This window comes from Pseudomonas sp. (assembly GCF_040514055.1).
GTDB lineage: Bacteria > Pseudomonadota > Gammaproteobacteria > Pseudomonadales > Pseudomonadaceae > Aquipseudomonas.
In genome coordinates this window covers 216727-239564 of the sequence record NZ_JBEVDL010000064.1, presented here as the reverse complement: position 1 = coordinate 239564, position 22838 = coordinate 216727, and the positions used below count along the sequence as shown (strand labels likewise).

Genomic DNA, 22838 nt, shown 5'->3' with positions numbered 1-22838 from the left:
CCGCTTTACCAGCTGACCTGGGAGACCAGCTGGCCGCTGTAGAAACCGTAGGCCAGCAGCGCGACGGTGGCGGCGGTCAGGCTGACCCGGATGGTCAATGCATTGAGCACGCGTGAAGTCTGGCCCTCGTCCTTGACCAGGAAGAACAGGCCGCTGAACAAGCTGGCCACTGTGGCCAGCAGTAGGATAACAATCGCTGCCTTGAGCATGCGTGACTCCGGGGAAATGGGGGTATGCGATGCAGTATAGACAGCAGGCCTGCCATGACCGGGGGCTCTCGATGAGGGATTTTCTGCCGGGCTGGTGGCCGACCCTGGTGGTGGCGTTGCTGTTGCCGCTGCTGATCGGTCTTGGGCTCTGGCAGTTGCAGCGTGCCGATGAAAAAACCGCACTGCTGGCCAGTTTCGACGCGCGCCGCAGCGCGGCGCCGCTGGCGGTCGCCGAGCTGGAGCAGCAAGCGGACCCGGCCTATCGGCGGGTGCGTCTGCAAGGTCATTTCGATGCCAACCACAGCCTACTGTTGGATAACCGAACCCGCGCCGGGCGGGTCGGGGTGGAACTGCTGCAGCCGTTTTACGACCAGGCCAGTGGTCTCTGGGTACTGGTCAACCGCGGTTGGTTACCCTGGCCGGACCGGCGCACGCCGGTCAGCTTCGTCACGCCGGAGGCGTCTCTCACGCTGACCGCTTGGGCCTATGTGCCGCCGGGCACGGTTTTCCAATTGCAGCTGGATCCGGTCGCCAGCGAGTGGCCGCGGCTGGTCACCCGTATCGAGGCGCCGCTGCTCTGGCAACAGCTGGGTCGCGGCGGCCTGCCCTATGAGCTGCGCCTGGACGCCGGTCCGGCATCCTTCCTGGTCGACTGGCCGGTGGTGGCCATGGGCCCGGAAAAACACCTGGGTTATGCCGTGCAGTGGTTTGCCCTGGCGCTGGCGCTGGCGGGCCTGTTTGTCTACCTGAGCTGGCATACCTACAAGGAAAAACGCGTGCAACAGTCCGCAGGAGAGCTGTCATGAATACAACGCTGAGCCTGGAACAGGCGCCCCCGTCACGCGGTCGCGGCCGCTGGCAGCTGATCCTGATCTTGCTGGTGGTGATAGGGCCGATGCTGCTGGCCACCGCCATGTACCAGTGGCGTTTCTGGGTCCCGGACAGCCGCAACTACCATGGCGAGTTGATCGGTACCGGGCAGAGCCGCGACGACCTGGGCGTGCAGGGCGCCGACGAGACTCGTTGGCAAGTGCTGGTCACCGCGCCGCAAGCCTGTGCCGAAGATTGCCAGCAGTTGATCTACCTGGCGCGGCAGATCCAGATCGGCTTGAACCGTGACGCGTCGCGGGCCACCCATGGCCTGGCCGTGGCGCAGCCATTGGCGCAAGAGCATGACCAGCGCCTGCAGCGCGAATACCCACAGCTGGGTCGTTACACCCTGAACCCGGAGGCTTACGGCAAGGTCGCGGGGCCAGCCGCCGGTGCACAACTGTGGATAGTCGACCCGCACGGCAACCTGGTGCTGCGCTACGACGCCACCGTCATGGGCAAGGCGGTGCTCAACGACCTCCGTCATCTCCTCAAACTGTCGCAGATCGGCTAAGGAGCAACGATGCGCAAACCTGGTTATCGCCTGGCCCAGTTCGCCACCCTGCTGGCGGTGGTGGTGGTGCTGCTTGGCGCCTACACCCGTCTGACCCATGCGGGCCTGGGCTGCCCCGATTGGCCGGGTTGCTACGGCTTTATCGGCGTGCCCAAGAGCGAGTCGCAACTGGCCCATGCCGAGGCGAATTTTCCCGAGGCGCCGGTGGAAGCGCAAAAGGGCTGGAACGAGATGGTTCACCGCTATTTCGCCGGTACCCTGGGGCTTGTGATCGTCGGGCTGGCGGCGTTGGCCTTGAAACACCGACGCCAGGCCGGGCAACCGCTGAAGTTGCCGTTGCTGCTGGTGGGCGTGGTCATTGCCCAGGCGGCGTTCGGCATGTGGACGGTGACCCTGAAACTGTGGCCGCAGGTGGTGACCGCGCACTTGCTGGGTGGCTTCACCACCCTGGCGCTGTTGTTTCTGCTGAGCCTGCGGCTGTCCGGCGCCGTGGCCCGACTGCCGACGGCCGCTCCGCGCTTGCGGGCGCTGGGCGCTGCGGCGCTGCTGCTGGTGGTGCTGCAGGTCACCTTGGGCGGCTGGGTCAGCTCCAATTACGCGGCGGTGGCCTGTATCGACGTGCCGACCTGTCATGGCCAGTGGTGGCCGGCCATGGACTTCGCCAACGGCTTCCACCTGACCCAGCATATCGGCCCCAATTACCTCGGCGGTCAGCTCGACAGCGATGCCCGCACCGCCATCCATATGACCCATCGCCTCGGCGCGGTGGCCGTGACCCTGGTGCTGTTGCTGCTGGCCTGGCGATTGCGCGCCGCGGGTGCCGCGCGGCTGGCCCTGCTGCTGGTCGCTGCCCTGGGCGTGCAGGTCAGCCTGGGGATCAGCAACGTGGTACTGCACCTGCCGTTGGCAGTGGCGGTGGCGCATAACGCGGGCGGCGCCCTGCTACTACTGGTGCTGGTGCTGGTCAACTACCGCCTGCGGGCGTCACCGCGCCCGGTGTTGGCGGATGAGGCCGGTGCCTGGAAGGGATCGGCTCAGGTACAGGATTATTGATCGACCGAGGGCCTGCGGTTGCGACCGCTGCCCTCGTGAATGCCCTGACAACAATGAAGGAGAGACGCCATGGCCACTCTACTCAGTGCCGCGCAACCGCAAGCCCTCTGGCGTGACTACCTGGAGCTGACCAAGCCCAAGGTGGTGGTGCTGATGCTGATCACCTCGCTGGTCGGCATGTTTCTCGCCACCCGCGCCGGGGTGGCCTGGCAGGTGTTGCTGTTCGGTAACCTCGGGATCGCCTTCTGCGCCGGCGCAGCGGCGGCGGTCAATCATGTGGTGGATCGGCGGATCGACGCGGTGATGGCGCGCACCCATAAACGCCCGCTGGCCGAGGGCCGAGTCTCGCCCGTCGCGGCGCTGGGCTTCGCCGCTGTGCTGGCCTGTGCCGGTCTGCTGATGCTGCTGGCCTTTACCAACCCGCTGACCGCCTGGCTGACCCTGGCCTCGTTGTTGGGCTATGCGGTGCTCTACACCGGCTTTCTCAAGCGCGCCACGCCACAGAACATCGTGATCGGTGGCTTGGCTGGCGCTGCCCCGCCCCTGCTCGGCTGGGTCGCCGTGACCGGGCATATAAGCGCCGAACCGCTGCTCTTGGTGCTGATCATCTTCGCCTGGACCCCGCCGCATTTCTGGGCCCTGGCGATCCACCGCAAGGCGGAGTACGCCAAGGCGGATATTCCTATGTTGCCGGTGACCCATGGCGAGCACTACACCAAGGTGCATATCCTGCTGTACACCTTCGTGCTGCTGGCCGTGAGCCTGATGCCCTATGTGATCCATATGAGTGGCCTGCTCTACCTCGGCTGCGCCCTGGTGCTGGGGGGGCGCTTTCTGCAATGGGCCTGGGTGTTGTACCGTGACAGCCGGCCGCACGCGGCGATCAACACCTTCAAGTACAGTATCTGGTACCTGTTCCTGTTGTTTATCGCCTTGCTGGCGGACCACTACCTGCTCTTGAACCTCTAAGTTAGCGAGCTTATGACCCGTACCCATAAAACCGTTTTCATCCTGCTGGGCATAGTCGCCCTGGTCTTGGGCCTGACCGTCAACAAGGTCCTGAACGGCAAGGGCCAGGGTGATCCGACCGCGCTGTTGGACGCCGGTATCGTGCTGTTGCCGCAGAGCCGCAAGCTGCCCGAACTGAGCCTGACCAATCAGGACGGCCAGACGGTGGCGGTCGATCAGTTGAAGGGTAAATGGAGCCTGCTGTTCTTCGGCTACACCTTCTGCCCGGACATCTGCCCGACCACCCTCGCCCAACTGCGCCAGCTCAAGGGCCAGCTGCCTGAGGACGCCCGCGGCCAGTTGCAGATGGTGCTGGTCAGCGTCGATCCACACCGGGACACGCCGCAGCAGCTCAAGCAGTACCTGGGCTACTTCGATGCGGAGTTTCAAGGCCTGACCGGGCCCGAGGAGCGCCTGCAGAAGCTGGCTAATGGGGTGAGCATTCCGTATATACCGGCCGACACCAGCAAGGAAAACTACACGGTGGACCACAGCGGCAACCTGGTGCTGATCGGCCCGGATGGCACCCAGCGTGGTTTTATCCGTGCGCCCTTCAATAACGAAAAACTCGCCGCGCAGTTGCCCGGCGTGTTCAAACGGGAAGGCTAAACCAGGACGCGCCGGTGGGGCCTCCAGTAGGGGCCGCCCTGGCGCCCCCAGCCCAGCTACTTGGCGAACAGCTGGCCGATATCGCGGAACGCCTTGAACTCCAGGGCGTTGCCGCAGGGGTCGAGCAGGAACAGGGTGGCCTGTTCACCCACCTGGCCCTTGAAGCGGATATGCGGCTCGATCACAAAGGCGGTCTGGCGAGCCTGCAGCCGCGCGGCCAGGGTTTCCCACTCCGACCAGGGCAGCACCACGCCAAAATGCGGCACCGGCACATCGTGCCCGTCGACCGGGTTGCTGTGCAGCGGAACGCTTTCGGCGGCCCTGGCCTGGTAGTGAATCACCAACTGGTGGCCGAAAAAGTCGAAGTCGACCCACAGCGCGCTGCTGCGCCCTTCGGCGCACCCGAAGACCTCCCCATAAAAATGCCGGGCGGCGGCGAGGTCATGGACGGGGATGGCCAGGTGAAACGGCGAGACGGACATGGACGGCTCCAGCGAGATCGGTGAATGGGTAGTGTAGAGACGGAATTTTTGCTTTAAAGCGAATAAAATAAGCGCCGAGCTCCCGATTTTTGAATGAGTGAGGTGATCGTGCTGCGTGAACTCAAGACCCTGGTCGCCGTCGCCCGCCATGGCACCTTTGCCGCCGCGGGTCAGCAGGTGGGCCTCAGCCAATCGGCGGTCAGCGCCCAGATCCGCGGCCTGGAGCAGGACCTCGGGGTCCGGCTGTTCGACCGCAGCGGACGCGCCGCGGTGTTGAACGCGGCGGGACGTCACGCGCTGCCGCTGGCCCAGCAGATCCTCGCCTTGTATGGGCAGATGGCGCTGCCCAGCGCCGTGGCCGAGTGGCGCGGCCAATTGCGCATCGGCGCCATCGCCACCCTGCAGACCGGCTTGCTGCCGGACGCCCTGCCGGCGTTTCGCGCGCTGGCGCCCCTTATCGAGATCAAGCTGGTGCCCGGTGTGTCGCTGGACCTGCTTAGCCAGCTGGATGCCGGTGAGCTGGACCTGGCCCTGCTGATCAAGCCACCGTTCGAACTGCCCAAGGACCTGTTGCAGGTGTCGTTGGCCAGCGAACCCTTCGTGCTGATCGCGCCCCTGGATATTCCCGGCGAGGACCCCTTGGCGTTGCTCGCCGAGCAGCCCTTTGTGCGCTACGACCGGCGCTCCTTTGGCGGGCGGCGGGTCAGCCAGTTCCTGCGCCAGCAGGGCATCGAGGTCCGGGATGCCCTGGAACTCGACGAGCTGGAGGCGCTGGTGCGCATGGTCGAATGCGGCCTGGGCGTGTCCCTGGTACCGCTGGCGGGATTGTGGCGGCAGCGCCCGACCCAGCTGCGCATCCTGCCATTGGGTGAGCTGACCTTTCACCGCGAGCTGGTGGCGGTGCTGCGTCGCTCGCAACGTCAACCGGCGCTGGATGCGTTGCTCGATTGCCTGCGCGGTTCCACCGCAGCGGCATAAAAAACCCGCGCCAGGCGCGGGTTTTTCAGCGGAGCGTGGCGCTTAGAACGCCGGCACAACCGCGCCCTGGTATTTTTCCAGGATAAAGGCTTTCACTTCCGGGCTGTTCAGGGCCTTGGCCAGTTTTTGCATGGCCGGTGCGTCCTTGTTGTCCGGGCGCGCCACCAGAATATTGACGTAGGGCGAGTCGCTGCCTTCGATCAGCAGGGCGTCCTGGGTCGGGTTGAGCTTGGCTTCCAGGGCGTAGTTGGTGTTGATCAGCGCCAGGTCGACCTGGCCCAGTACCCGCGGCAGGGTCGCCGCTTCCAGCTCACGAACCTTGATCGATTTCGGGTTGCTGGCGATGTCCTTGGGGGTGGAGAGGATATTGCCGGCGTCCTTGAGGGTGATCAGGCCGGCCTTTTGCAGCAGCAGCAGGGCTCGACCGCCGTTGGTGGCGTCGTTGGGGATGACCACGCTGGCGCCTTCGGGCAGTTCGGTCAGGGACTTGACCTTGCTCGAGTAGGCGCCGAAGGGTTCGACGTGCACGCCGGCCACGGCGACCAGGGCGGTACCGCGGCCCTTGTTGAACTCATCGAGGTACGGCTGGTGCTGGAAGAAGTTGGCGTCCAGGCGCTTTTCCGCCACCTGCACGTTGGGCTGCACATAGTCGGTAAAGACCTTGATGTTCAGCTCGACGCCATCCTTGGCCAGTGCCGGCTTGATGAACTCGAGAATCTCCGCGTGGGGCACGGCGGTGGCGGCGACGCTCAGCGACTCGGCGGCCTGGCTGGAGAAGCTGACCAGTGCGGCGCAGGCGAGCAGCAGTTGCCGGGTGTTTTTCAGGTAGTTCATAAAATGCTCCTAGCAAGGTCGGCAACGCCGCGGCGGCCGGGTCAGGGGACGGAAACGTGCGGTCATTTGCGGGAAAAGTGCACCACCAGGCGGTCACCGATGCTTTGCAGTATCTGCACCAGGATCAGCAGCAGGACTACGGTCACCAGCATCACGTCGGTCTGGAAGCGCTGATAGCCGAAGCGGATTGCCAGGTCGCCGAGGCCGCCGGCGCCGACCACACCGGCCATGGCCGTGTAGGACACCAGGGTGATGGCGGTGACGGTGATCGCGGCCAGGATGCCCGGGCGGGCCTCGGGCAGCAGCGCATTGAGGATGATCTGCCGGGTGCTGGCGCCCATGGCCTGGGTCGCCTCGATGATCCCGCGGTCCACTTCACGCAGCGCGGTTTCCACCAGGCGGGCAAAGAAGGGGGTGGCCCCGACCACCAGCGGCGGAATGGCACCGGCAACGCCCAGCGAGGTGCCCGTCAGCAGCACCGTGAAGGGAATCATCACGATCAGCAGGATGATAAAGGGCAGCGAGCGCAGCACGTTGACCAGCAGCGAGAGCAGGGCGTACAGGCCGCGTTGCTCGAGCAGCTGGCGCGGGCTGGTGAGAAACAGCAGCACGCCCAGCGGCAGGCCCAGCAGCACGGTGAACAGCAGCGAACCGCCGAGCATCAGCAGGGTGTCGAGGGTCGCCAGCCAGATCTCCTGGCCGTCGATATTGGCGAAAAAGGCCAGCAGACTGTCGATCACCGCAGCACCTCCACGTGCACGTCGGCGGCGTCGAAGCGCGCCAGGGCCGCGGCGAAATCGCCACCGGTCAGGGCCAGGGTCAACTGGCCGTAGGGAATGTCCTTGATCCGGTCGATACGCCCGGCCAGGATGCTGTAATCGACGCCGGTGTCACGGGCCACGGTGCCCAGCAACGGGGCGTAGGTGGCCTGGCCCTGGAAGGTCAGGCGCAGGATGCGCCCCGGCACATGGGCGAAATCGTCGCGCTGTTCCGCTTCGTCGATCTGCTCGGCTTCCTGAACGAAACGTTTGGTGGTCGGGTGTTGCGGGTGCAGGAAAACATCCGCCACCGGCCCCTCTTCGACTATGACGCCAGCGTCCATCACCGCCACGCGGTCGCAGACTCGGCGGATCACGTCCATCTCATGGGTGATCAGCACTATGGTCAGCTTCAACTCACGGTTGATCTCGGCCAGCAGTTGCAGCACCGAGGCGGTGGTCTGCGGATCCAGGGCACTGGTGGCCTCGTCGCACAGCAGGATCTTCGGCTGGGTCGCCAGCGCCCGGGCGATGCCGACACGCTGCTTCTGGCCGCCGGACAGCTGCGCCGGGTACTTGCGCGCGTGGTCGCTCAGCCCGACCCGCGCCAGCAGCTCGGCCACCCGCAGGTCGATGTCGCGGCGCGACAGCTCACCGGCCAGTTTCAGCGGCAAGGCGACGTTGTCGGCCACGGTCTTGGACGCCAGCAGGTTGAAGTGCTGAAAAATCATCCCGACCTGCTGACGGAAACGCCGCAATCCGCTGGCGTCCAGGGCCGTCACCTCCTCGCCATCGACCCGGATCTGTCCGCCACTGGCCGGCTCCAGTCGATTGATCAGGCGCAGCAGCGTGCTCTTGCCGGCCCCCGAGTGGCCGATCAGGCCAAAGACCTGGCCTGCCTCGATCTGCAGGGTGGTGGGGTGCAAGGCAGGAATGTCCCGTCCGGCAACGCGGTAGGTCTTATGGACGTTCAGGAACTCGATCACGAAGCGAACCTTTGTGAGGCGCGGTTTTAAAGAGGTGGCGATGGGCCGGCGCGCATTTTAGCCTGTCTTTTTAGACAGACTTAGTACTTATTTATGTTTACTAAGATCGATCGGTAATAAGCATAAGCGCTTTTGCTACGGCTCCCGGGGCTCAGGACGTTCAAATAAACGGAACGGCTTTCGGCGCGCCCAGTCATTAACCAGGTAACCGCAGGGGCTGCCGGTGCCGTGCCGGAGCCCGTAACCAGCCGCCAGCTGTTTCAGCCGAGCGCTGAAGAATGAGGAGTTGTGCACCGATGGCCACGAAGAAAAATGCCCCGCAGGACAGTCAGCTGGCAGGTACCGATACCCTGGACCGGCGCAACCAGAATGCCAAGCTCGACAGCCTGGACGCCTTTCGCTCGGATGCCACTGAACAGGCGTTGACCACCAACCAAGGGGTCAAGATCGCCGACAACCAGAACAGTCTTAAAGCCGGCGTGCGCGGCCCGTCGTTGCTCGAAGATTTTATCATGCGCGAGAAGATCACTCACTTCGACCATGAGCGCATTCCCGAACGTATCGTGCACGCCCGCGGCACGGCGGCCCATGGTGTGTTCCAGAGTTACGAGTGCCATGGCCAGCTGACCAAGGCCGGCTTTCTCCAGGACCCGTCCAAGGAGACGCCGGTGTTTGTGCGGTTTTCCACCGTGCAGGGCCCGCGCGGTTCGGCCGATACCGTGCGCGACGTGCGTGGCTTCGCCGTGAAGTTCTATACCGATGAAGGCAACTTCGACCTGGTGGGCAATAACATGCCGGTGTTTTTCATCCAGGATGCCATGAAGTTTCCGGACTTCGTGCATGCGGTCAAACCCGAACCGCACAATGAAGTGCCCACCGGCGGCTCGGCCCACGATACCTTCTGGGATTTCGTCTCGCTGGTGCCTGAAAGCGCCCATATGGTGCTGTGGACCATGTCCGACCGCGCCTTGCCCCGCAGCTTGCGGGCCATGGAGGGGTTTGGCGTGCACACCTTCCGCTTCGTCAATGCGGAGGGCCAGGGGCGTTTCGTCAAGTTCCACTGGAAACCGGTGGGCGGTGCGTATTCCCTGGTCTGGGACGAGGCGCAGAAGCTCGCTGGCAAGGACCCGGACTTCCATCGCCGCGACCTGTGGGACGCCATCGAGCGCGGTGACTACCCGGAGTTCGAACTGGGCGTGCAGGTTATAGAGGAAGCCGACGAGCACAGTTTCGACTTCGATTTGCTCGACCCGACCAAGCTGGTGCCCGAGGAGCTGGTGCCGGTGCAGTTGCTGGGCAAGTTGACCCTGAACCGCAACCCGGACAACTTCTTTGCCGAAACCGAGCAGGTGGCCTTCCACCCCGGGCATATCGTGCCCGGCATCGATTTCTCCAACGATCCCTTGCTGCAGGGCCGCCTGTTTTCCTACACCGACACGCAGATCAGCCGCCTGGGCGGGCCGAATTTCCACGAAATCCCGATCAACCGCCCGGTGTGCCCCTTCCACAATAACCAGCGCGACGCCATGCACCGGCAAACCCTGCACAAGGGCCGGACGTCCTACGAGCCCAATTCCATCGATGGCGGCTGGCCCCAGGAAACGCCGCCCGCGGCGGCCAATGGCGGCTTCGAGAGTTATCCGGAGCGGGTCGACGGCACCAAGATTCGCCAGCGCAGCCCGTCCTTCGCCGATCATTTCTCCCAGGCCAGGCTGTTCTATACCAGCCTGAGCGCGGCGGAACAGGCCCATGTCGTCGCGGCCTACAGTTTCGAGCTGGGCAAGGTCGAGCGGGTGGCGATTCGCGAACGCCAGGTCAACGAAATCCTCGCGCACATCGACCCGGACCTGGCGCGTCAGGTAGCAGCCAACCTCGGCCTGCCCGCACCGACGGCCGCCCCGCAGGCGTCGCCCAAGGCGCGCCTGGAGCAGGCGCCGTCGCTGAGCCTGGCGAGCAAACTCAAGGGCCATATCAAGTCGCGTAAGGTGGCCATCCTGGTCGCCAACGGCGTGGACGGCGACGCGGTCAGTTTTCTCCAGGCGCAGCTGCAGCTGCAGGGCGCACAGGCCAAGGTGCTGGGTCCGACCTCGGCGCCGGTCACCACCGCCCAGGGCCAGTCGCTGGCCGTGGACGCCAGCCAGGAGGGCCTGCCGTCAATTGCCTTCGACGCGGTGTTCGTACCGGGTGGGGCGGCTAGCGTACGGGCCCTGAGCGGCTCCGGCGTGGCGCTGCATTACCTGCTGGAGGCCTACAAACACCTCAAGCCAATTGCCGTGGTGGGCGAAGGCAAGCAATTGATCGACCTGCTCAAGCTCAGCTGCGACGCCGGGCTGCTGGTGGCCAGCGCGCCGGCGTTAAAGACCCTGGTCGGCGATTTCTTCGCCGCCATGGCCCAGCACCGCATCTGGGCCCGTCAGCCGCTGGCGGACGCCGTACCGGCCTGATGCACAAGGGGTGGGCCTGTTTCGGGCCCGTCCCCTCGGCCTGCCGGTTAAAGCGCGGGGCTAAGCAGCAGACGCGGCGCCCGGTTCGGGTCGATCTTCGAGCTCAGCGCCAGGATAAAGCCCGGTTGCAGTTTTTTCACCCGAGCCGAGAGCAGCGCGGCGACCCAGGGGTAATCCTTGGACTCGCGCACTTCGATATGCACCGCGCAGCGATAGCGCACCACGTCGGCGGCGACCGCATCGAGCAGGGTGCGCAGGCTCTTGTTGTCGCGGCTGTCGAGCATCGGCAGGGCGACCGCGCTGCTGGCGGCGGCCGGATTGATCACCCGGGCCTTGGCCGGGCTGGCCGTCACCGGCTGCTCTTTTTTCGCGATGACTACAGGGGGTTTTGCCGGGCTCGTCGGCGCGCTGCTGGCGACCACCGGCAGCCAACGTCGGGCCTGGGCGAAGGCGCCGGCTGCAGCCTTGCGCTGGCCCTGGCGCAGGAAGGCTTCGCCCTGCAACAGATAGGCCTCGGCCAGTTGCCGGCGAGAGCCCTCCAGGCGCGGCTCATTCGGGCGCTGTTGCTGCAGGCTCTCCAACTGGACCTGAGCCTCCGTCAGCTGTCCGGCCTGCAGCAGCTGTTCGAAAGCTTGCAAGTCCTGCACGATCGGGTCGACGGGCGCCGGGGTCGCGGCCGGAGGCGCATGCTGGCAGGCCACGAGCAGCAACGGCAGCACCAGGTAGGCGAGGCGGCGAAAGGGCAGCGGCATGGCGGCGGGTCTCGGTCCTGGGGGAGTCCGAGTCTATAACGCGTCCCCGGGCACCACCAGCGACGCGGCCACGCCAGTGTGACGCGGCGCACGTGTCGGGAGGGCTGGCATCAGCGGCTGCGCCGCGGCAGGGTGAAACTCAACAGGAACAAGGCGGCGGCGCTGACCACGATCGACGGCCCCGCCGGGGTGTCCTTGAACCAGGACAGGCTCAGTCCGCCACAGACCGCCAGCAGCCCCAGCAGGCTGGCGCCCACGGCCATCTGTTCGGGGGTGCGGGCGTGGCGCTGCGCAGCGGCGGCGGGAATGATCAGCAGCGAGGTGATCAACAGCACGCCGACGATTTTCATCGCCACGGCGATCACCACCGCGATCAGCAGCATCAGCCCCAGGCGCAGCGCGGCCACGGGCAAGCCCTCGACCCGGGCCAGTTCCTCGTGCACGGTGATCGCCAGCAAGGGGCGCCACAGCAGCACCAGGCTGGTCAGTACCAGCAGGCTGCCACCGAGGATCCAGGCCAGGTCGGTCGGTCCCACGGCCAGCAGGTCGCCGAACAGGTAGGCCATCAGGTCGACGCGCACCTCCTGCATAAAACTCAGCACCACCAGGCCGAGCGACAGGGTGCTGTGCGCGAGGATGCCCAGCAGGGTGTCCGATGCCAGCGGCTGGCGGGTTTGCAGGGTTACCAGCAACACGGCCAGCAGCACGCAGCCGACGGTCACCGCCAGGGTCGGGTTGACGTCGAGCAACAGGCCCAGGGCCACGCCCAGCAGCGCGGCATGGGACAGGGTGTCGCCGAAATAGGCCATGCGCCGCCAGACCACGAAGGAACCCAGGGGGCCGCCAACCAGGGCCAGCGCCAGGCCGGCGAGCAAGGCATTGAGCAGAAAGTCAGGCATGCTTGCAGTCGTCCCCGTGCACATGCGGCTGTACCGCGCCGTGGATGCGCAGACCTGCCGCGGGGGCGTCCGGCAGGACCTGCCCATGCAGGTCGTGTTCGTGGTCATGACGGTGGTGATAGACCGCCAGGGCCTTGGCATCCTGACCGAACAGCTCGACGAAGGCCGGGTCGCCGCTGACCTGTTCGGGGTGCCCGGAGCAGCAGACGTGGCGGTTCAGGCAGACCACCTGATCGGTGGTGCTCATCACCAGGTGCAGGTCGTGGGAGACCATCAGCACCCCGCAGCCGTGGCGATCACGCAGCCGGGTGATCAAGCGATAGAGCTCGGCCTGGCCACTGACGTCGACCCCCTGCACCGGCTCGTCCAGCACCAGCAGTTCCGGTTCGCGCAGCAGCGCGCGGGCCAGCAGCACCCGCTGCAGTTCGCCACCAGAGATGCCCTGCAGCGGGCTGTCGATCACCTGCGCGGCACCGACCTCGGCCAGGGCGCTCAAGGCCCGGGTGCGGTCCACCGAGGGTACCAGGCGCAGAAAGCGCAGCACCGAGAGCGGCAGGGTCGGGTCGACATGGAGCTTTTGCGGCATATAGCCGACGCGCAGCTTGGGCTTGCGCCAGACGCTGCCGGTGTCCACCTTGAGCAGACCGAGCACCGCCCTTACCAGGGTGGTCTTGCCGGCGCCATTGGGGCCGATCAGGGTGACGATCTGCCCGGGTTGCACGCTCAATTGCACGTCCTGCAGCACCGCCTGGCCGGCGATCCGCACCCCCACTCCCTGCAGTTGGATCAGGGTCTGGCTCATCCGGCCTCCCGGCAGCCGGCGCACAGCCCCACCACTTCGACGGTCTGGCCCTCGACGCTGAACCCCACGCCCCGGGCACTCTCGACTATCGCCTGGCTGATCGACAGCTGCTCCAGCTCGATGGCCGCATGGCAGCTGCGGCAGATCAGGAACTGCCCCTGATGCGCGTGCTGCGGGTGGCTGCAGCCGACAAAGGCGTTGAGCGAGGCGATCCGATGGACCAGGCCGTTGTCCAGCAGGAAATCCAACGCCCGGTAGACGGTCGGCGGCGCCGCGCGGCGCCCGTCGGCTTCGCTCAGGACCGCGAGGATGTCGTAGGCCCCCAGTGGCTTGTGGCTGAGCCAGACCAGTTCCAGCACCCGCCGGCGCAGTGCGGTCAGGCGCAGGCCTTGGCGGCCGCAGAGCAGGTCGGCTTCGGCCAGGGCGCTGCTGACGCAATGCGAATGGTCGTGGGGGCGAGAGGCCAGGGGCGTATCGGACATCGGCAGGCTGGGCATGGGCGGCGACGAGTTGGGTAAGAGACGTTATTATATTACTCTTTCCCGCCACCCCGAGTGCCGACCGTGTCCCCTCTTTTTTCGCGCCCCGGCCTGTCTCTTCGTTTCACGCTGCTGGCGCTGCTGCTGGGCGCGACGGCGCCTGTGTCGGCGGCCGAGGTGCGCCTGCTGACCAGCATCAAGCCGCTGCAATTGATCGCGGCGGCGGTGCAGGAGGGTATAGGCCAGCCCGAAGTGTTGCTGCCGCCGGGCGCCTCGCCGCACCACTATGCGCTGCGCCCGTCGGATGTGCGGCGGACCCGCGAGGCGGACCTGGTGTATTGGATCGGCCCGGACCTGGAAGGCTTCCTGCCGCGGGTGTTGCAAGGTCGCAGCGGGCCGACCCTGGCCGTGCAGGCGCTGCCGGGTTTGCACCTGCGGCATTTCGGCGAGGGCCACGCCGGGGCGGCTCATGCCGAGCCGGCCCAGGCCGCTGATGCCTCCGGCGCCACGGCGGCCGACGAGCACGATCACGACCACCGCCCCGGCACCCTGGACGCGCACCTGTGGTTGGCGCCGGCCAATGCACGGGTCATCGCTGCGCGCATGGCCAGCGACCTGGCGACGCTCGATCCGGCCAATGCCGCCCGCTACCAGGCCAACCGGCAGGCCTTCGACGCGCGCCTGACCGGCCTGGACGCGCGCTTGCAAGAGCGTCTGGGCGGGGTCGCCGCCCGTCCCTATTTCGTCTTTCACCAGGCCTATGATTATTTCGAGGCGGCTTACGGGCTCGAGCACCGCGGGGTCTTCAGCGTCGCCGCCGAGGTGCAGCCCGGTGCCCGCCACGTTGCCGAAATGCGCGCCCGGCTGCAGCAGACCGGGGCCTCCTGCGTGTTCAGCGAGCCGCCCCTGCGCCCACGGTTGGCCGACACCCTGACCGCGGGCCTACCCGTGCGCCTGGCCGAGCTGGATGCCATGGGCGGCCCGATCGAGGTGTCGGCCAGCGGCTACGAGCAGCTGCTGGAGCGCCTGGGCAATGACTTGGCGGGTTGTCTGGATGCCTTGCCAGTGCCGGCCCAATAGCCGGCTCGGTGCTCGGGCGACCCTAAAAGGCAAACGGCAGCTGCAGGCCGACCTGCTGGCGCTGCGCCAGGCGTCGCTCGAACTCACCCGGATCATGGATCAGCACGTCTTGGCCGGCGAAGGCCGCGGCGGCGATCAGGCGCGACAGCCAGAACCGCACGCAGGCGATGCGCAGCATCGCCGGCCACAGCTCGGCTTCCGCCGCGGTAAAGGGCCGCAGGCTGGCGTAGGCCCCCAGCAGGGCGCGCGCCCGTGCCGGGTCCAGGGCGCCGCTGGGGTCCGAGCACCAATCGTTGAGGGCGATGGCCAGGTCGTAGAGCATCGGCCCGGAACAGGCGTTGTAGAAGTCGATCAGGCCGGCCAGGTGCGGGCCGTCGAACAACACATTGTCGCGAAACAGGTCGGCGTGCAGGTTGGCCCGCGGCAGGTTCAGCAGCCGCGGTTTCAGCTCGGCGATTTCGCTCAAGGCCTCGCGCAGCATCGACAAGGCCCGCTCCGGCAGGTGCAACGCCTGGGTCGGACCTTCGCTGAGCATCCAGTCCAGGCCACGGTCGCTTTTGCGCTCCAGCACCTGACCACGGGTCGCCACGTGCAGGCGCGCCAGCAGCGTACCGACTTCGGCGCAGTGGTGAGCGTTGGGCTGGCTGATGTGTTTGCCTGCCAGGCGCGGTTGCAGCAGCGCCGGTTTGCCGGCCAGTTCACGCAGGGCTTCACCCCCCGCGGTGCGCAGTGCGTAAGGCACGGGCAGCCCGGCTTGATGCAGCACGTCCAGCAGCTCGATGAAAAACGGCAGGTCGGCACTGGGGCCGCGCTCGATCAGGGTCAGGACGAACTCGCCCTGGGCCATGCTGATGAAAAAATTGCTGTTCTCGCTGCCGGCGGCAATGCCCTGAAAATCCAGCAGACGACCGAGGCCATAAGGCGCGAGAAAGACGTCCAGCTCGGAACGCTCGAGGGGGGTGAATACCGACATGTCAGGACTGCTCGTTTACCAGCTGAAGATTTCCCAGGCCGGGATCAGCATGTCCGGGTTGTCCGAGCGGACGAAGTTGCCGTCGCTGCCATCGGCACGCACCAGGAAATACGGCTTGCCGCCCTTGGGGGTGATTTTGATCGCATAGAGGAAGCCGTTGACCCGGTATTCCTGAATGGTTTTGTCGCCGTCCGTGCGAATGGTCACGTCCGGCTCGCCCGTCACCGGCTCTTCGGCCAGGACCGCGCTGGCACCGAACATCAGCATGCCGCTTAGCAACAGGCAGTTGAATGTGCGCATGATAACCTTGTCCCTTTGTCGTCATTGGTCGGACCATTCTAACGCCGACCCCGTGGAAAAGGTTGATCCAACACATGAGCCAAGCGCCCCTCGTCCTGGTGGACGGTTCTTCTTACCTGTACCGCGCCTTCCACGCCCTGCCGCCCCTGACCACCTCCAAGGGGTTGCCCACTGGCGCGGTCAAGGGCGTGCTGAACATGCTCAAAAGCCTGCGCAAGCAGTACCCGCACAGCCCCCTGGCGGTGGTGTTCGACGCCAAGGGCGGGACCTTTCGCGACAGCCTGTACGCCGACTACAAGGCCAACCGGCCGAGCATGCCGGACGACCTGCGGGTCCAGGTCGAGCCGCTGCATGCCAGCGTGCGCGCCCTGGGATTCCCGCTGCTGTGCGTCGAGGGGGTGGAAGCCGACGACGTGATCGGCACATTGGCCCGGCAGAGTGCCGCCCAGGGCCATCCGGTGGTGATCTCCACCGGCGACAAGGACATGGCCCAGCTGGTCTGCCCGCACGTTACCCTGGTCAATACCATGACCGGTAGCGTCTACGACGTGGATGGCGTGAAAGCGAAATTCGGCGTCGGTCCCGAGCTGATCATCGACTACCTGGCGCTGATGGGCGACAAGGTTGACAACATTCCCGGCGTTCCCGGGGTCGGCGAAAAGACCGCCCAGGGCCTGCTGCTGGGTGTCGGCGGCGGGCTGGAGGTGCTTTACGCCAACCTCGACAAGGTGGCCGATCTGCCGATCCGCGGGGCCAAGGGCCTGGCGGCCAAGCTCGAAGAGCACCGCGAGATGGCGTTTCTGTCCTATCAGCTGGCCACCATCAAGCTCGATGTGGCCCTGGAGCTGCGCTTCGACCAGTTGCAGATCGGTGCGGTCGACCATGCGGCCCTGCTCGAGCTGTACGCCGAGCTTGAGTTCAAAAGCTGGCGCGACGAAGTGCTGCGCGAGAGCAAGGTGGCCGGTGCCGAGGCGATCCGTGGGGGCCTGTTCGACGCCCCGGCCGAGGCGCCGGCCAGCACCGAGGTGGCGCAGGAGGCCGTCGCGGCGGTCGTCGTCGAAACCCGCTATGAGACCATTCTCGACCCGGCGCGCTTCGAGGTCTGGCTGGACAAGCTGCGTCAAGCCGACTTGTTCGCCTTCGACACCGAGACCACCGGGCTCGACGCCCAGCAGGCGCAGCTGGTCGGCCTGTCCTTTGCGGTCGAGGCCCACGAGGCCGCCTATATTCCCCTGACCCACGCCTATATGGGCGTGCCGACGCAGCTGGACCGCGACACCGTGCTGCGTGCGCTGCAGCCGCTGCTGGAAGACCCGCGCAAGGCCAAGGTCGGTCAGCACGCCAAGTACGACATCAATATCCTGGCCAATTGCGCCCTTGGCGGCGACCCTGCCCAGGGCATTCAGGTGCAGGGCGTGGCATTCGACAGCATGCTCGAATCCTATGTGCTGGACTCGGTCGCCACCCGTCACAACATGGACAGCCTGGCGCTCAAGTACCTGGACCACAGTACCATCGCCTTCGAGACCATCGCTGGCAAGGGCGCCAAGCAGCTGACCTTCGATCAGATTGCCCTGGAACAGGCCGGTCCCTATGCCGCCGAGGACGCCGACATCACCCTGCGCCTGCACCAGGCGCTGTGGCCACGGCTGCAAGCGGTGCCGGGGCTGGCGCGGGTGCTCAGCGAGATCGAGATGCCCCTGGTGCCGGTGCTGGCGCGTATCGAGCGCCAGGGCGCGCTGGTCGATGCCAAGCTGCTGGGCGAACACAGCCGTGAGTTGGGCGAGAAGCTGGTGCAGCTCGAGCGCGAGGCCTTTGCCATCGCCGGTGAGGAGTTCAACCTGGGCTCGCCCAAGCAACTGGGGGTGATCCTTTACGAGAAACTCGGCTTGCCGGTGCTCAGCAAGACCGCCAAGGGCCAGGCCAGTACCGCCGAGGCGGTGCTGGCCGAGCTGGCCGAGCAGGACTTCCCCTTGCCCAAGGTGCTGATGCAGTACCGCACCCTGAGCAAGCTCAAGAGTACCTACACTGATCGCCTGCCGGAGCAGATCAACCCGCGCACGGGGCGCATCCACACCTCCTATCACCAGGCGGTCACCGCCACTGGACGTTTGTCCTCCAGCGACCCCAACCTGCAGAACATCCCCATCCGCAGCGCCGAAGGCCGGCGTATCCGTCAGGCGTTCGTCGCGCCGCCGGGCTATCGCCTGCTGGCGGCGGACTACTCGCAGATCGAACTGCGGATCATGGCCCACCTGGCCCAGGATAGCGGCCTGCTGTACGCCTTCGGCCATGGCCTGGACGTGCACCGCGCTACCGCGGCGGAGGTGTTCGGGGTCGAACTCGAGGCTGTCAGCAGCGACCAGCGGCGCAGTGCCAAGGCGATCAACTTCGGCCTGATCTACGGCATGAGCGCCTTTGGCCTGGCCAAGCAGATCGGCGTCGACCGCAAGCAGTCCCAGGCCTATATCGACCGCTATTTCACCCGCTATCCGGGTGTGCTGGCTTATATGGAGCGCACCCGCGACCAGGCCAGCGACCAGGGTTACGTCGAGACGCTGTTCGGCCGCCGGCTCTACCTGCCCGAGATCCACTCGAAGAACCAGGCGCTGCGCAAGGGCGCCGAGCGCACCGCGATCAACGCGCCGATGCAGGGCACCGCGGCCGACATCATGAAACGCGCCATGGTCGCGGTGGACCGCTGGCTGACCGAGTCGGGGCTGGATGCCAGGGTGATCCTGCAGGTGCACGACGAATTGGTGCTGGAGGTGCGCGAGGACCTGGTCGATACCGTGCGCGATCACGTGCGGGTGCTGATGAGCGCGGCGGCGGAACTGGACGTGCCCTTGCTGGTGGAGGTTGGTGTGGGGTCCAACTGGGACGAGGCGCACTGATGGCGGAGCCTGGCAACACCCGGACAAGACGCGATTGAGCTCACCACCTGGTGAGCAACTGGATTCCCGCCGTCGCGGGAACGACGGCAGGAGGAAGTGAACAGGTCTGGGTGCGTCCCTTGAGCGACACCCAGGCCTCATGTGACGAGGAGCTACCCCCTGTGGCATAGGGTCGCACCCGGTCGCGAAGATATTAACGTTTGTCTGCTTATCGCGAACAGTTTCGTTTAACGCTGAACTTTTGCCGCCGCCGGCCACTCTGAGTTCCTGAATGGCTGATGAAGCCTTCGATGCTCCTTTGTTGTGTTAAGTGTTGGCATATATCTGAGCCCCGCCCTAGCGGTTCAGACCTTAAACCCCGAGCCTCCCCCTCCCCATACGATGCTCGGGGTTTTTTTTGCCCGCGATTCAGCCTTCGGCGTCTTCGCTCGGCGCCGTGGGGGCATCCAGCAGGTGCATCCAGCGTCCCAGCACGGCCTGCGCTTCCTCCACGCCCATACGTTTGGGCGCCGAAAACAGCTGCATGCTGATGCTGTCCCCCCATCCGCGGCGCAGGTCCTGCTGGACCTTGAGCAGGGTGGTCTTGGCGGCCCCGAACGCCAGCTTGTCGGCTTTGGTCAGCAGGATATGCATGGGCATCTGGGCGGCCACGGCCCAATCGAGCATCAGGTGGTCGAACTCGGTCAGCGGATGGCGGATATCCATCATCAGGATCAGGCCGACCAGGCTGCGACGGCTGCCCAGGTAGGCTTCCAAGTGGCGTTGCCAGTGCAGCTTGAGCGGGATTGGTACCTTGGCGTAGCCGTAGCCGGGCAAGTCGACCAGGCGGCGTTCGTCGTCCAGGCGGAAGAAATTCAGCAGTTGGGTGCGACCCGGCGTTTTCGAGGTGCGCGCCAGGCTGGCATGAGTCAGGGTGTTCAGGGCGCTGGACTTGCCGGCATTGGAACGGCCGGCGAAAGCCACTTCGTAGCCCTCGTCGTCCGGGCATTGCTCGACCTTGGCGGCGCTGAGCATAAAGTCGGCTTGTTGGCACAGGCCCATGATGGGATTCTTGACTAGCATCGGTAATTCCGGTTGTGGGCGGCGCCGACGTTTGGCGCGGCAAGCGGTGTCGTTTCCGTTTCAGCGACGCCAGTATATAATGCCGCAGATTTTGTGTGCGCTTTGTCCCACCGCTGGTGAAGTGTTCACGGGAACGATTACGACCTCTGCGCACCAGAACGCAGGACGTTCCCATCCCCGATGAGGAAGATTTCATGAAGAAATTGCTGCTGGCGGCGGGTGTCATCCTGCTGTCCTGCACCGTTCAAGCGGCCCAGGATGCCAATGCGGTCTATGCCAGGGCCTGTGCGGCCTGCCATAACGGCCAGTTGCCGATGGCCCCGAAGTCCGGCGACAAAGCCGCCTGGGCCCCGCGTCTGGCCAAAGGCATGGATACCCTTGTATCCAGTGTCACCACCGGCTTGAATGCCATGCCGCCGCGAGGTCTGTGCATGGACTGCAGCGCTGAGGATTACCGGGCCGTCATTCAATTGATGAGCGAGTGATCCGATGCCTAACTCTTTTACCCTTAGCCGTACTTGGATGAGCTGATGAACAAAGTAATCGTGAGTCTGCTGTTGACCCTGGGCATTTCCGGTCTGTCCCATGCTGCCGGCGACGCCGCGGCGGGCCAGGGCAAGGTGGCGGTATGTGGCGCCTGCCATGGCGCCGACGGCAACAGCCCGGCACCGAATTTCCCCAAGCTGGCCGGCCAGGGCGAGCGTTACCTGCTCAAGCAGCTGAAGGACATCAAGGCCGGGACCGCGGCCGATGCCAAGCCGGGCGTCGGGCGCAAGGTGATTGAAATGACCGGTTTGCTGGACTCGCTGAGCGAGCAGGACCTGGCGGATATCGCCGCCTATTTCGCCAGCCAGAAAATGGGCGTCGGCGCGGCCGATCCTAAACTGGTGACCCGTGGCGGCGAGTTGTTCCGCGGCGGCAAGCTGGAGCAGGGCATGCCTGCCTGTACCGGTTGTCACTCGCCGGACGGCTCCGGCAACAGCCTGGCAGGTTTCCCTCACCTGGGTGGGCAGCACGCCACCTACGTGGCCAAGCAGTTGACCGACTTCCGTGAAGGCAATCGCACCAACGACGGCGACACCATGGTCATGCGCAGCATCGCCGAGAAGCTCAGCAACAAGGACATCGAAGCCGTCTCCAGCTTTATCCAGGGGCTGCACTGATCCTCGCGGCACCTGACGAGGGCGGCGCAAGCCGCCCTTTTTGATCGCGGGTGCCGCTACACTGGTGACCTGTTTGACTGAGCGACCTCGCCCAACGGGCCATCAGGGGAACCCTTGCGCGTGCCGCCTGTCCAAGTTCGATCGCTTGCGAGCGAACCTTTTCTGCCTAGGAGTGAAGTATGCGTAACCTGATTTTCAGCGCCGCCCTTGCCGCCGCGAGCCTGTTTGGCATGACGGCGGCGGCCACTGCCGATGAAGCGATCGAAGCCGGCAAGCAGTATGTGGAGCTGAGCAGCGCCGTACCGGTCGCCGTTCCGGGCAAGATCGAAGTGGTGGAGTTGTTCTGGTACGGCTGTGGCCATTGCAATGCATTCGAGCCGACATTGAACGCCTGGGTCGAAAAACTGCCCGCCGACGTCAACTTCGTCCACGTGCCGGCGATGTTCGGCGGTCCCTGGGATGCCCATGGGCAGATGTTCATCACCCTCGAGTCGATGAAGGCCGAGCAGAAAGTCCGTAAAGCCATCTTCGACGCCATCCACAAGGAGCACAAGAAGCTCGCGACCCCTGAGGAAATGGCCGAATTCCTCGCCACCCAAGGTGTCGACAAGGAGGCGTTCCTCAAGGCGTACAGCTCCTTTGGCGTCAAGGGTCAGGTCGAGAAAGCCAAGAAGCTGGCCATGCAGTACCAGATCACGGGCGTCCCGGTGATGGTGGTCAATGGCAAATACCGCTTTGACCTTGGCTCCTCAGGTGGCCCGGATGGCGCACTCAAAGTAGCTGATTCGCTGATTGCGAAAGAACGCGCCAGCGCCGCCAAGTAACCTGCGGCCATGCTGCGGCGCTGGATGGTCGAACGGGGGGTTGGCCTGCACAGCCCGCAGGTCAATGACCATTGCCTGGCCGCCAGCGGGTTGCCGGAGGATGGCTTGCTGCGCCTGCTCAGCTTCAATATCCAGGTGGGCAACAGCACCGAAGGTTACCGCCACTACCTGACCCGCGGTTGGCAGCACCTGTTGCCCCACCGCGGGCGGGCCGGCAACCTGCAGCGCATCGGTGAGGTGCTGGCCGATTACGACCTGGTTGCCCTGCAGGAAGCCGATGGCGGCAGTCATCGCTCCGGCTATGTCAATCAGGTCGAACACCTCGCCCATCTCGGCGCCTTTCCCTACTGGTACCAACAGCTCAACCGTAACCTCGGGCGTCTGGCGCAGCACAGCAATGGCGTGCTGAGCCGGCTGTGCCCGACCCTGCTGGAAGATCACCCGCTGCCCGGGCCGCCGGGGCGAGGGGCGATTCTCCTGCGCTTTGGTGATGGGCCAGAGGCGCTGGCGGTGGTGATGATGCATCTCTCGCTTGGCGCCCGCACCCGCACCCGGCAACTGGCCTATATCCGTGAGCTGATCAGCGGCTATCGGCACAAGGTGTTGATGGGTGACATGAACACCCACGCCACCGACCTGCTGCAGCATTCACCGTTACGGGATCTGGGCTTGCTGGCCCCCCAGGTGGAGGCGACCTTTCCCAGCTGGCGCCCGCAGCGCTGCCTCGACCACATTTTGCTGAGTTCCGAGTTGCACCTGGAGCGGGTGCGAGTGCTGGCACTGCCGATCTCCGACCATTTGCCGGTGGCCGTGGAAATTCGCTTGCCTGCGCCCCATCAAGGCAATGCGCCGCTATGCTGAACAG

Annotated in this window: 25 protein-coding genes; 13 read left to right on the top strand and 12 right to left on the bottom strand. The window is 65.4% G+C overall.

The window, feature by feature from the left end:
* Positions 1-5: 5 nt before the first annotated feature.
* Positions 6-209, bottom strand: a complete 204-nt coding sequence (locus ABWY06_RS15835; RefSeq protein WP_353926514.1) for a twin transmembrane helix small protein — start codon at positions 207-209, stop codon at positions 6-8.
* 71 nt (positions 210-280) lie between these two features.
* On the opposite strand from ABWY06_RS15835, the gene ABWY06_RS15830 reads away from it, so the two are divergent.
* The 5 genes from ABWY06_RS15830 to ABWY06_RS15810 all read left to right on the top strand — a co-directional run bounded on the left by ABWY06_RS15830 (position 281) and on the right by ABWY06_RS15810 (position 4263).
* Positions 281-1015 (top strand): SURF1 family protein, encoded by a 735-nt coding sequence (locus ABWY06_RS15830; protein ID WP_353926513.1) that lies wholly within the window; start codon positions 281-283, stop codon positions 1013-1015.
* Entirely contained in the window at positions 1012-1593 is a 582-nt protein-coding gene (locus ABWY06_RS15825; RefSeq protein WP_353926512.1) for a PA_0111/PP_0108 family redox-active disulfide protein, read from the top strand. Before ABWY06_RS15830 ends, ABWY06_RS15825 begins: the two co-directional genes overlap by 4 nt.
* Positions 1594-1602: 9 nt before the next feature.
* Positions 1603-2646, top strand: a complete 1044-nt coding sequence (locus ABWY06_RS15820) for a COX15/CtaA family protein (protein WP_353926511.1) — start codon at positions 1603-1605, stop codon at positions 2644-2646.
* A 69-nt stretch (positions 2647-2715) separates the two neighbouring features.
* On the top strand, positions 2716-3615 hold the full coding sequence (cyoE, locus tag ABWY06_RS15815) for a heme o synthase (RefSeq protein WP_353926510.1): 900 nt from the start codon (positions 2716-2718) through the stop codon (positions 3613-3615).
* Positions 3616-3627: 12 nt separating this feature from the next.
* Entirely contained in the window at positions 3628-4263 is a 636-nt protein-coding gene (locus ABWY06_RS15810) for an SCO family protein (RefSeq protein ID WP_353926509.1), read from the top strand.
* A gap of 56 nt (positions 4264-4319) precedes the next feature.
* On the opposite strand, the gene ABWY06_RS15805 is transcribed toward ABWY06_RS15810, so the two are convergent.
* Positions 4320-4745, bottom strand: coding sequence for a VOC family protein (locus tag ABWY06_RS15805; RefSeq protein WP_353926508.1), 426 nt, complete (start codon positions 4743-4745; stop codon positions 4320-4322).
* A 108-nt stretch (positions 4746-4853) separates the two neighbouring features.
* Between ABWY06_RS15805 and ABWY06_RS15800 the strand changes: the two genes are divergently transcribed.
* Positions 4854-5723 (top strand): LysR family transcriptional regulator, encoded by an 870-nt coding sequence (locus ABWY06_RS15800; protein WP_353926615.1) that lies wholly within the window; start codon positions 4854-4856, stop codon positions 5721-5723.
* Between the two features lie 42 nt (positions 5724-5765).
* Here ABWY06_RS15800 and ABWY06_RS15795 read toward each other — a convergent pair whose 3' ends face one another.
* The 3 genes from ABWY06_RS15795 to ABWY06_RS15785 form a co-directional block, all read right to left on the bottom strand.
* Complete coding sequence (locus ABWY06_RS15795; protein WP_353926507.1) at positions 5766-6557, bottom strand: MetQ/NlpA family ABC transporter substrate-binding protein; 792 nt, start codon at positions 6555-6557, stop codon at positions 5766-5768.
* 62 nt (positions 6558-6619) lie between these two features.
* Entirely contained in the window at positions 6620-7294 is a 675-nt protein-coding gene (locus ABWY06_RS15790; protein ID WP_353926614.1) for a methionine ABC transporter permease, read from the bottom strand.
* Positions 7294-8301: a methionine ABC transporter ATP-binding protein gene (locus tag ABWY06_RS15785; RefSeq protein ID WP_353926506.1), complete on the bottom strand. Its 1008-nt coding sequence runs from the start codon at positions 8299-8301 to the stop codon at positions 7294-7296. Before ABWY06_RS15785 ends, ABWY06_RS15790 begins: the two co-directional genes overlap by 1 nt.
* Before the next feature lie 296 nt (positions 8302-8597).
* Between ABWY06_RS15785 and katE the strand changes: the two genes are divergently transcribed.
* Positions 8598-10745 (top strand): catalase HPII, encoded by a 2148-nt coding sequence (katE, locus tag ABWY06_RS15780; RefSeq protein ID WP_353926505.1) that lies wholly within the window; start codon positions 8598-8600, stop codon positions 10743-10745.
* Between the two features lie 47 nt (positions 10746-10792).
* Here the strand turns inward: katE and ABWY06_RS15775 are convergent, their stop codons facing one another.
* The 4 genes from ABWY06_RS15775 to zur form a co-directional block, all read right to left on the bottom strand.
* A complete protein-coding gene (locus ABWY06_RS15775) occupies positions 10793-11497 on the bottom strand; it encodes a hypothetical protein (protein WP_353926504.1) in 705 nt (234 codons plus the stop codon).
* Between the two features lie 110 nt (positions 11498-11607).
* On the bottom strand, positions 11608-12396 hold the full coding sequence (znuB, locus tag ABWY06_RS15770) for a zinc ABC transporter permease subunit ZnuB (RefSeq protein WP_353926503.1): 789 nt from the start codon (positions 12394-12396) through the stop codon (positions 11608-11610).
* Positions 12389-13198 (bottom strand): zinc ABC transporter ATP-binding protein ZnuC, encoded by an 810-nt coding sequence (gene znuC, locus ABWY06_RS15765; protein ID WP_353926502.1) that lies wholly within the window; start codon positions 13196-13198, stop codon positions 12389-12391. The genes znuB and znuC overlap by 8 nt, the downstream gene beginning before the upstream one ends.
* A complete protein-coding gene (zur, locus tag ABWY06_RS15760; RefSeq protein WP_353926613.1) occupies positions 13195-13680 on the bottom strand; it encodes a zinc uptake transcriptional repressor Zur in 486 nt (161 codons plus the stop codon). The genes znuC and zur overlap by 4 nt, the downstream gene beginning before the upstream one ends.
* Positions 13681-13761: 81 nt before the next feature.
* Between zur and ABWY06_RS15755 the strand changes: the two genes are divergently transcribed.
* A complete protein-coding gene (locus tag ABWY06_RS15755; RefSeq protein ID WP_502948210.1) occupies positions 13762-14757 on the top strand; it encodes a zinc ABC transporter substrate-binding protein in 996 nt (331 codons plus the stop codon).
* 22 nt (positions 14758-14779) lie between these two features.
* On the opposite strand, the gene ABWY06_RS15750 is transcribed toward ABWY06_RS15755, so the two are convergent.
* Positions 14780-15730: a homoserine kinase gene (locus tag ABWY06_RS15750; protein WP_353926501.1), complete on the bottom strand. Its 951-nt coding sequence runs from the start codon at positions 15728-15730 to the stop codon at positions 14780-14782.
* 15 nt (positions 15731-15745) lie between these two features.
* The gene (locus tag ABWY06_RS15745; protein WP_353926500.1) at positions 15746-16030 is read right to left on the bottom strand and encodes a DUF2782 domain-containing protein; all 285 of its coding nucleotides are present in this window, start codon (positions 16028-16030) and stop codon (positions 15746-15748) included.
* A 74-nt stretch (positions 16031-16104) separates the two neighbouring features.
* On the opposite strand from ABWY06_RS15745, the gene polA reads away from it, so the two are divergent.
* Positions 16105-18924 carry a DNA polymerase I gene (gene polA, locus ABWY06_RS15740; protein WP_353926499.1) on the top strand — a complete coding sequence of 940 codons (2820 nt, stop codon included), beginning with the start codon at positions 16105-16107 and terminating at the stop codon, positions 18922-18924.
* 408 nt (positions 18925-19332) lie between these two features.
* On the opposite strand, the gene yihA is transcribed toward polA, so the two are convergent.
* Positions 19333-19986, bottom strand: coding sequence for a ribosome biogenesis GTP-binding protein YihA/YsxC (yihA, locus tag ABWY06_RS15735; protein WP_353926498.1), 654 nt, complete (start codon positions 19984-19986; stop codon positions 19333-19335).
* Between the two features lie 194 nt (positions 19987-20180).
* On the opposite strand from yihA, the gene ABWY06_RS15730 reads away from it, so the two are divergent.
* The 4 genes from ABWY06_RS15730 (at position 20181) to ABWY06_RS15715 (ending at position 22834) form a co-directional block, all read left to right on the top strand.
* Positions 20181-20471, top strand: coding sequence for a c-type cytochrome (locus tag ABWY06_RS15730; RefSeq protein ID WP_353926497.1), 291 nt, complete (start codon positions 20181-20183; stop codon positions 20469-20471).
* Positions 20472-20516: 45 nt separating this feature from the next.
* Positions 20517-21149, top strand: a complete 633-nt coding sequence (locus tag ABWY06_RS15725; protein ID WP_353926496.1) for a c-type cytochrome — start codon at positions 20517-20519, stop codon at positions 21147-21149.
* A gap of 179 nt (positions 21150-21328) precedes the next feature.
* Positions 21329-21973: a thiol:disulfide interchange protein DsbA/DsbL gene (locus tag ABWY06_RS15720; RefSeq protein WP_353926495.1), complete on the top strand. Its 645-nt coding sequence runs from the start codon at positions 21329-21331 to the stop codon at positions 21971-21973.
* Between the two features lie 9 nt (positions 21974-21982).
* Positions 21983-22834, top strand: coding sequence for an endonuclease/exonuclease/phosphatase family protein (locus ABWY06_RS15715; protein WP_353926494.1), 852 nt, complete (start codon positions 21983-21985; stop codon positions 22832-22834).
* Positions 22835-22838: the final 4 nt, after the last annotated feature.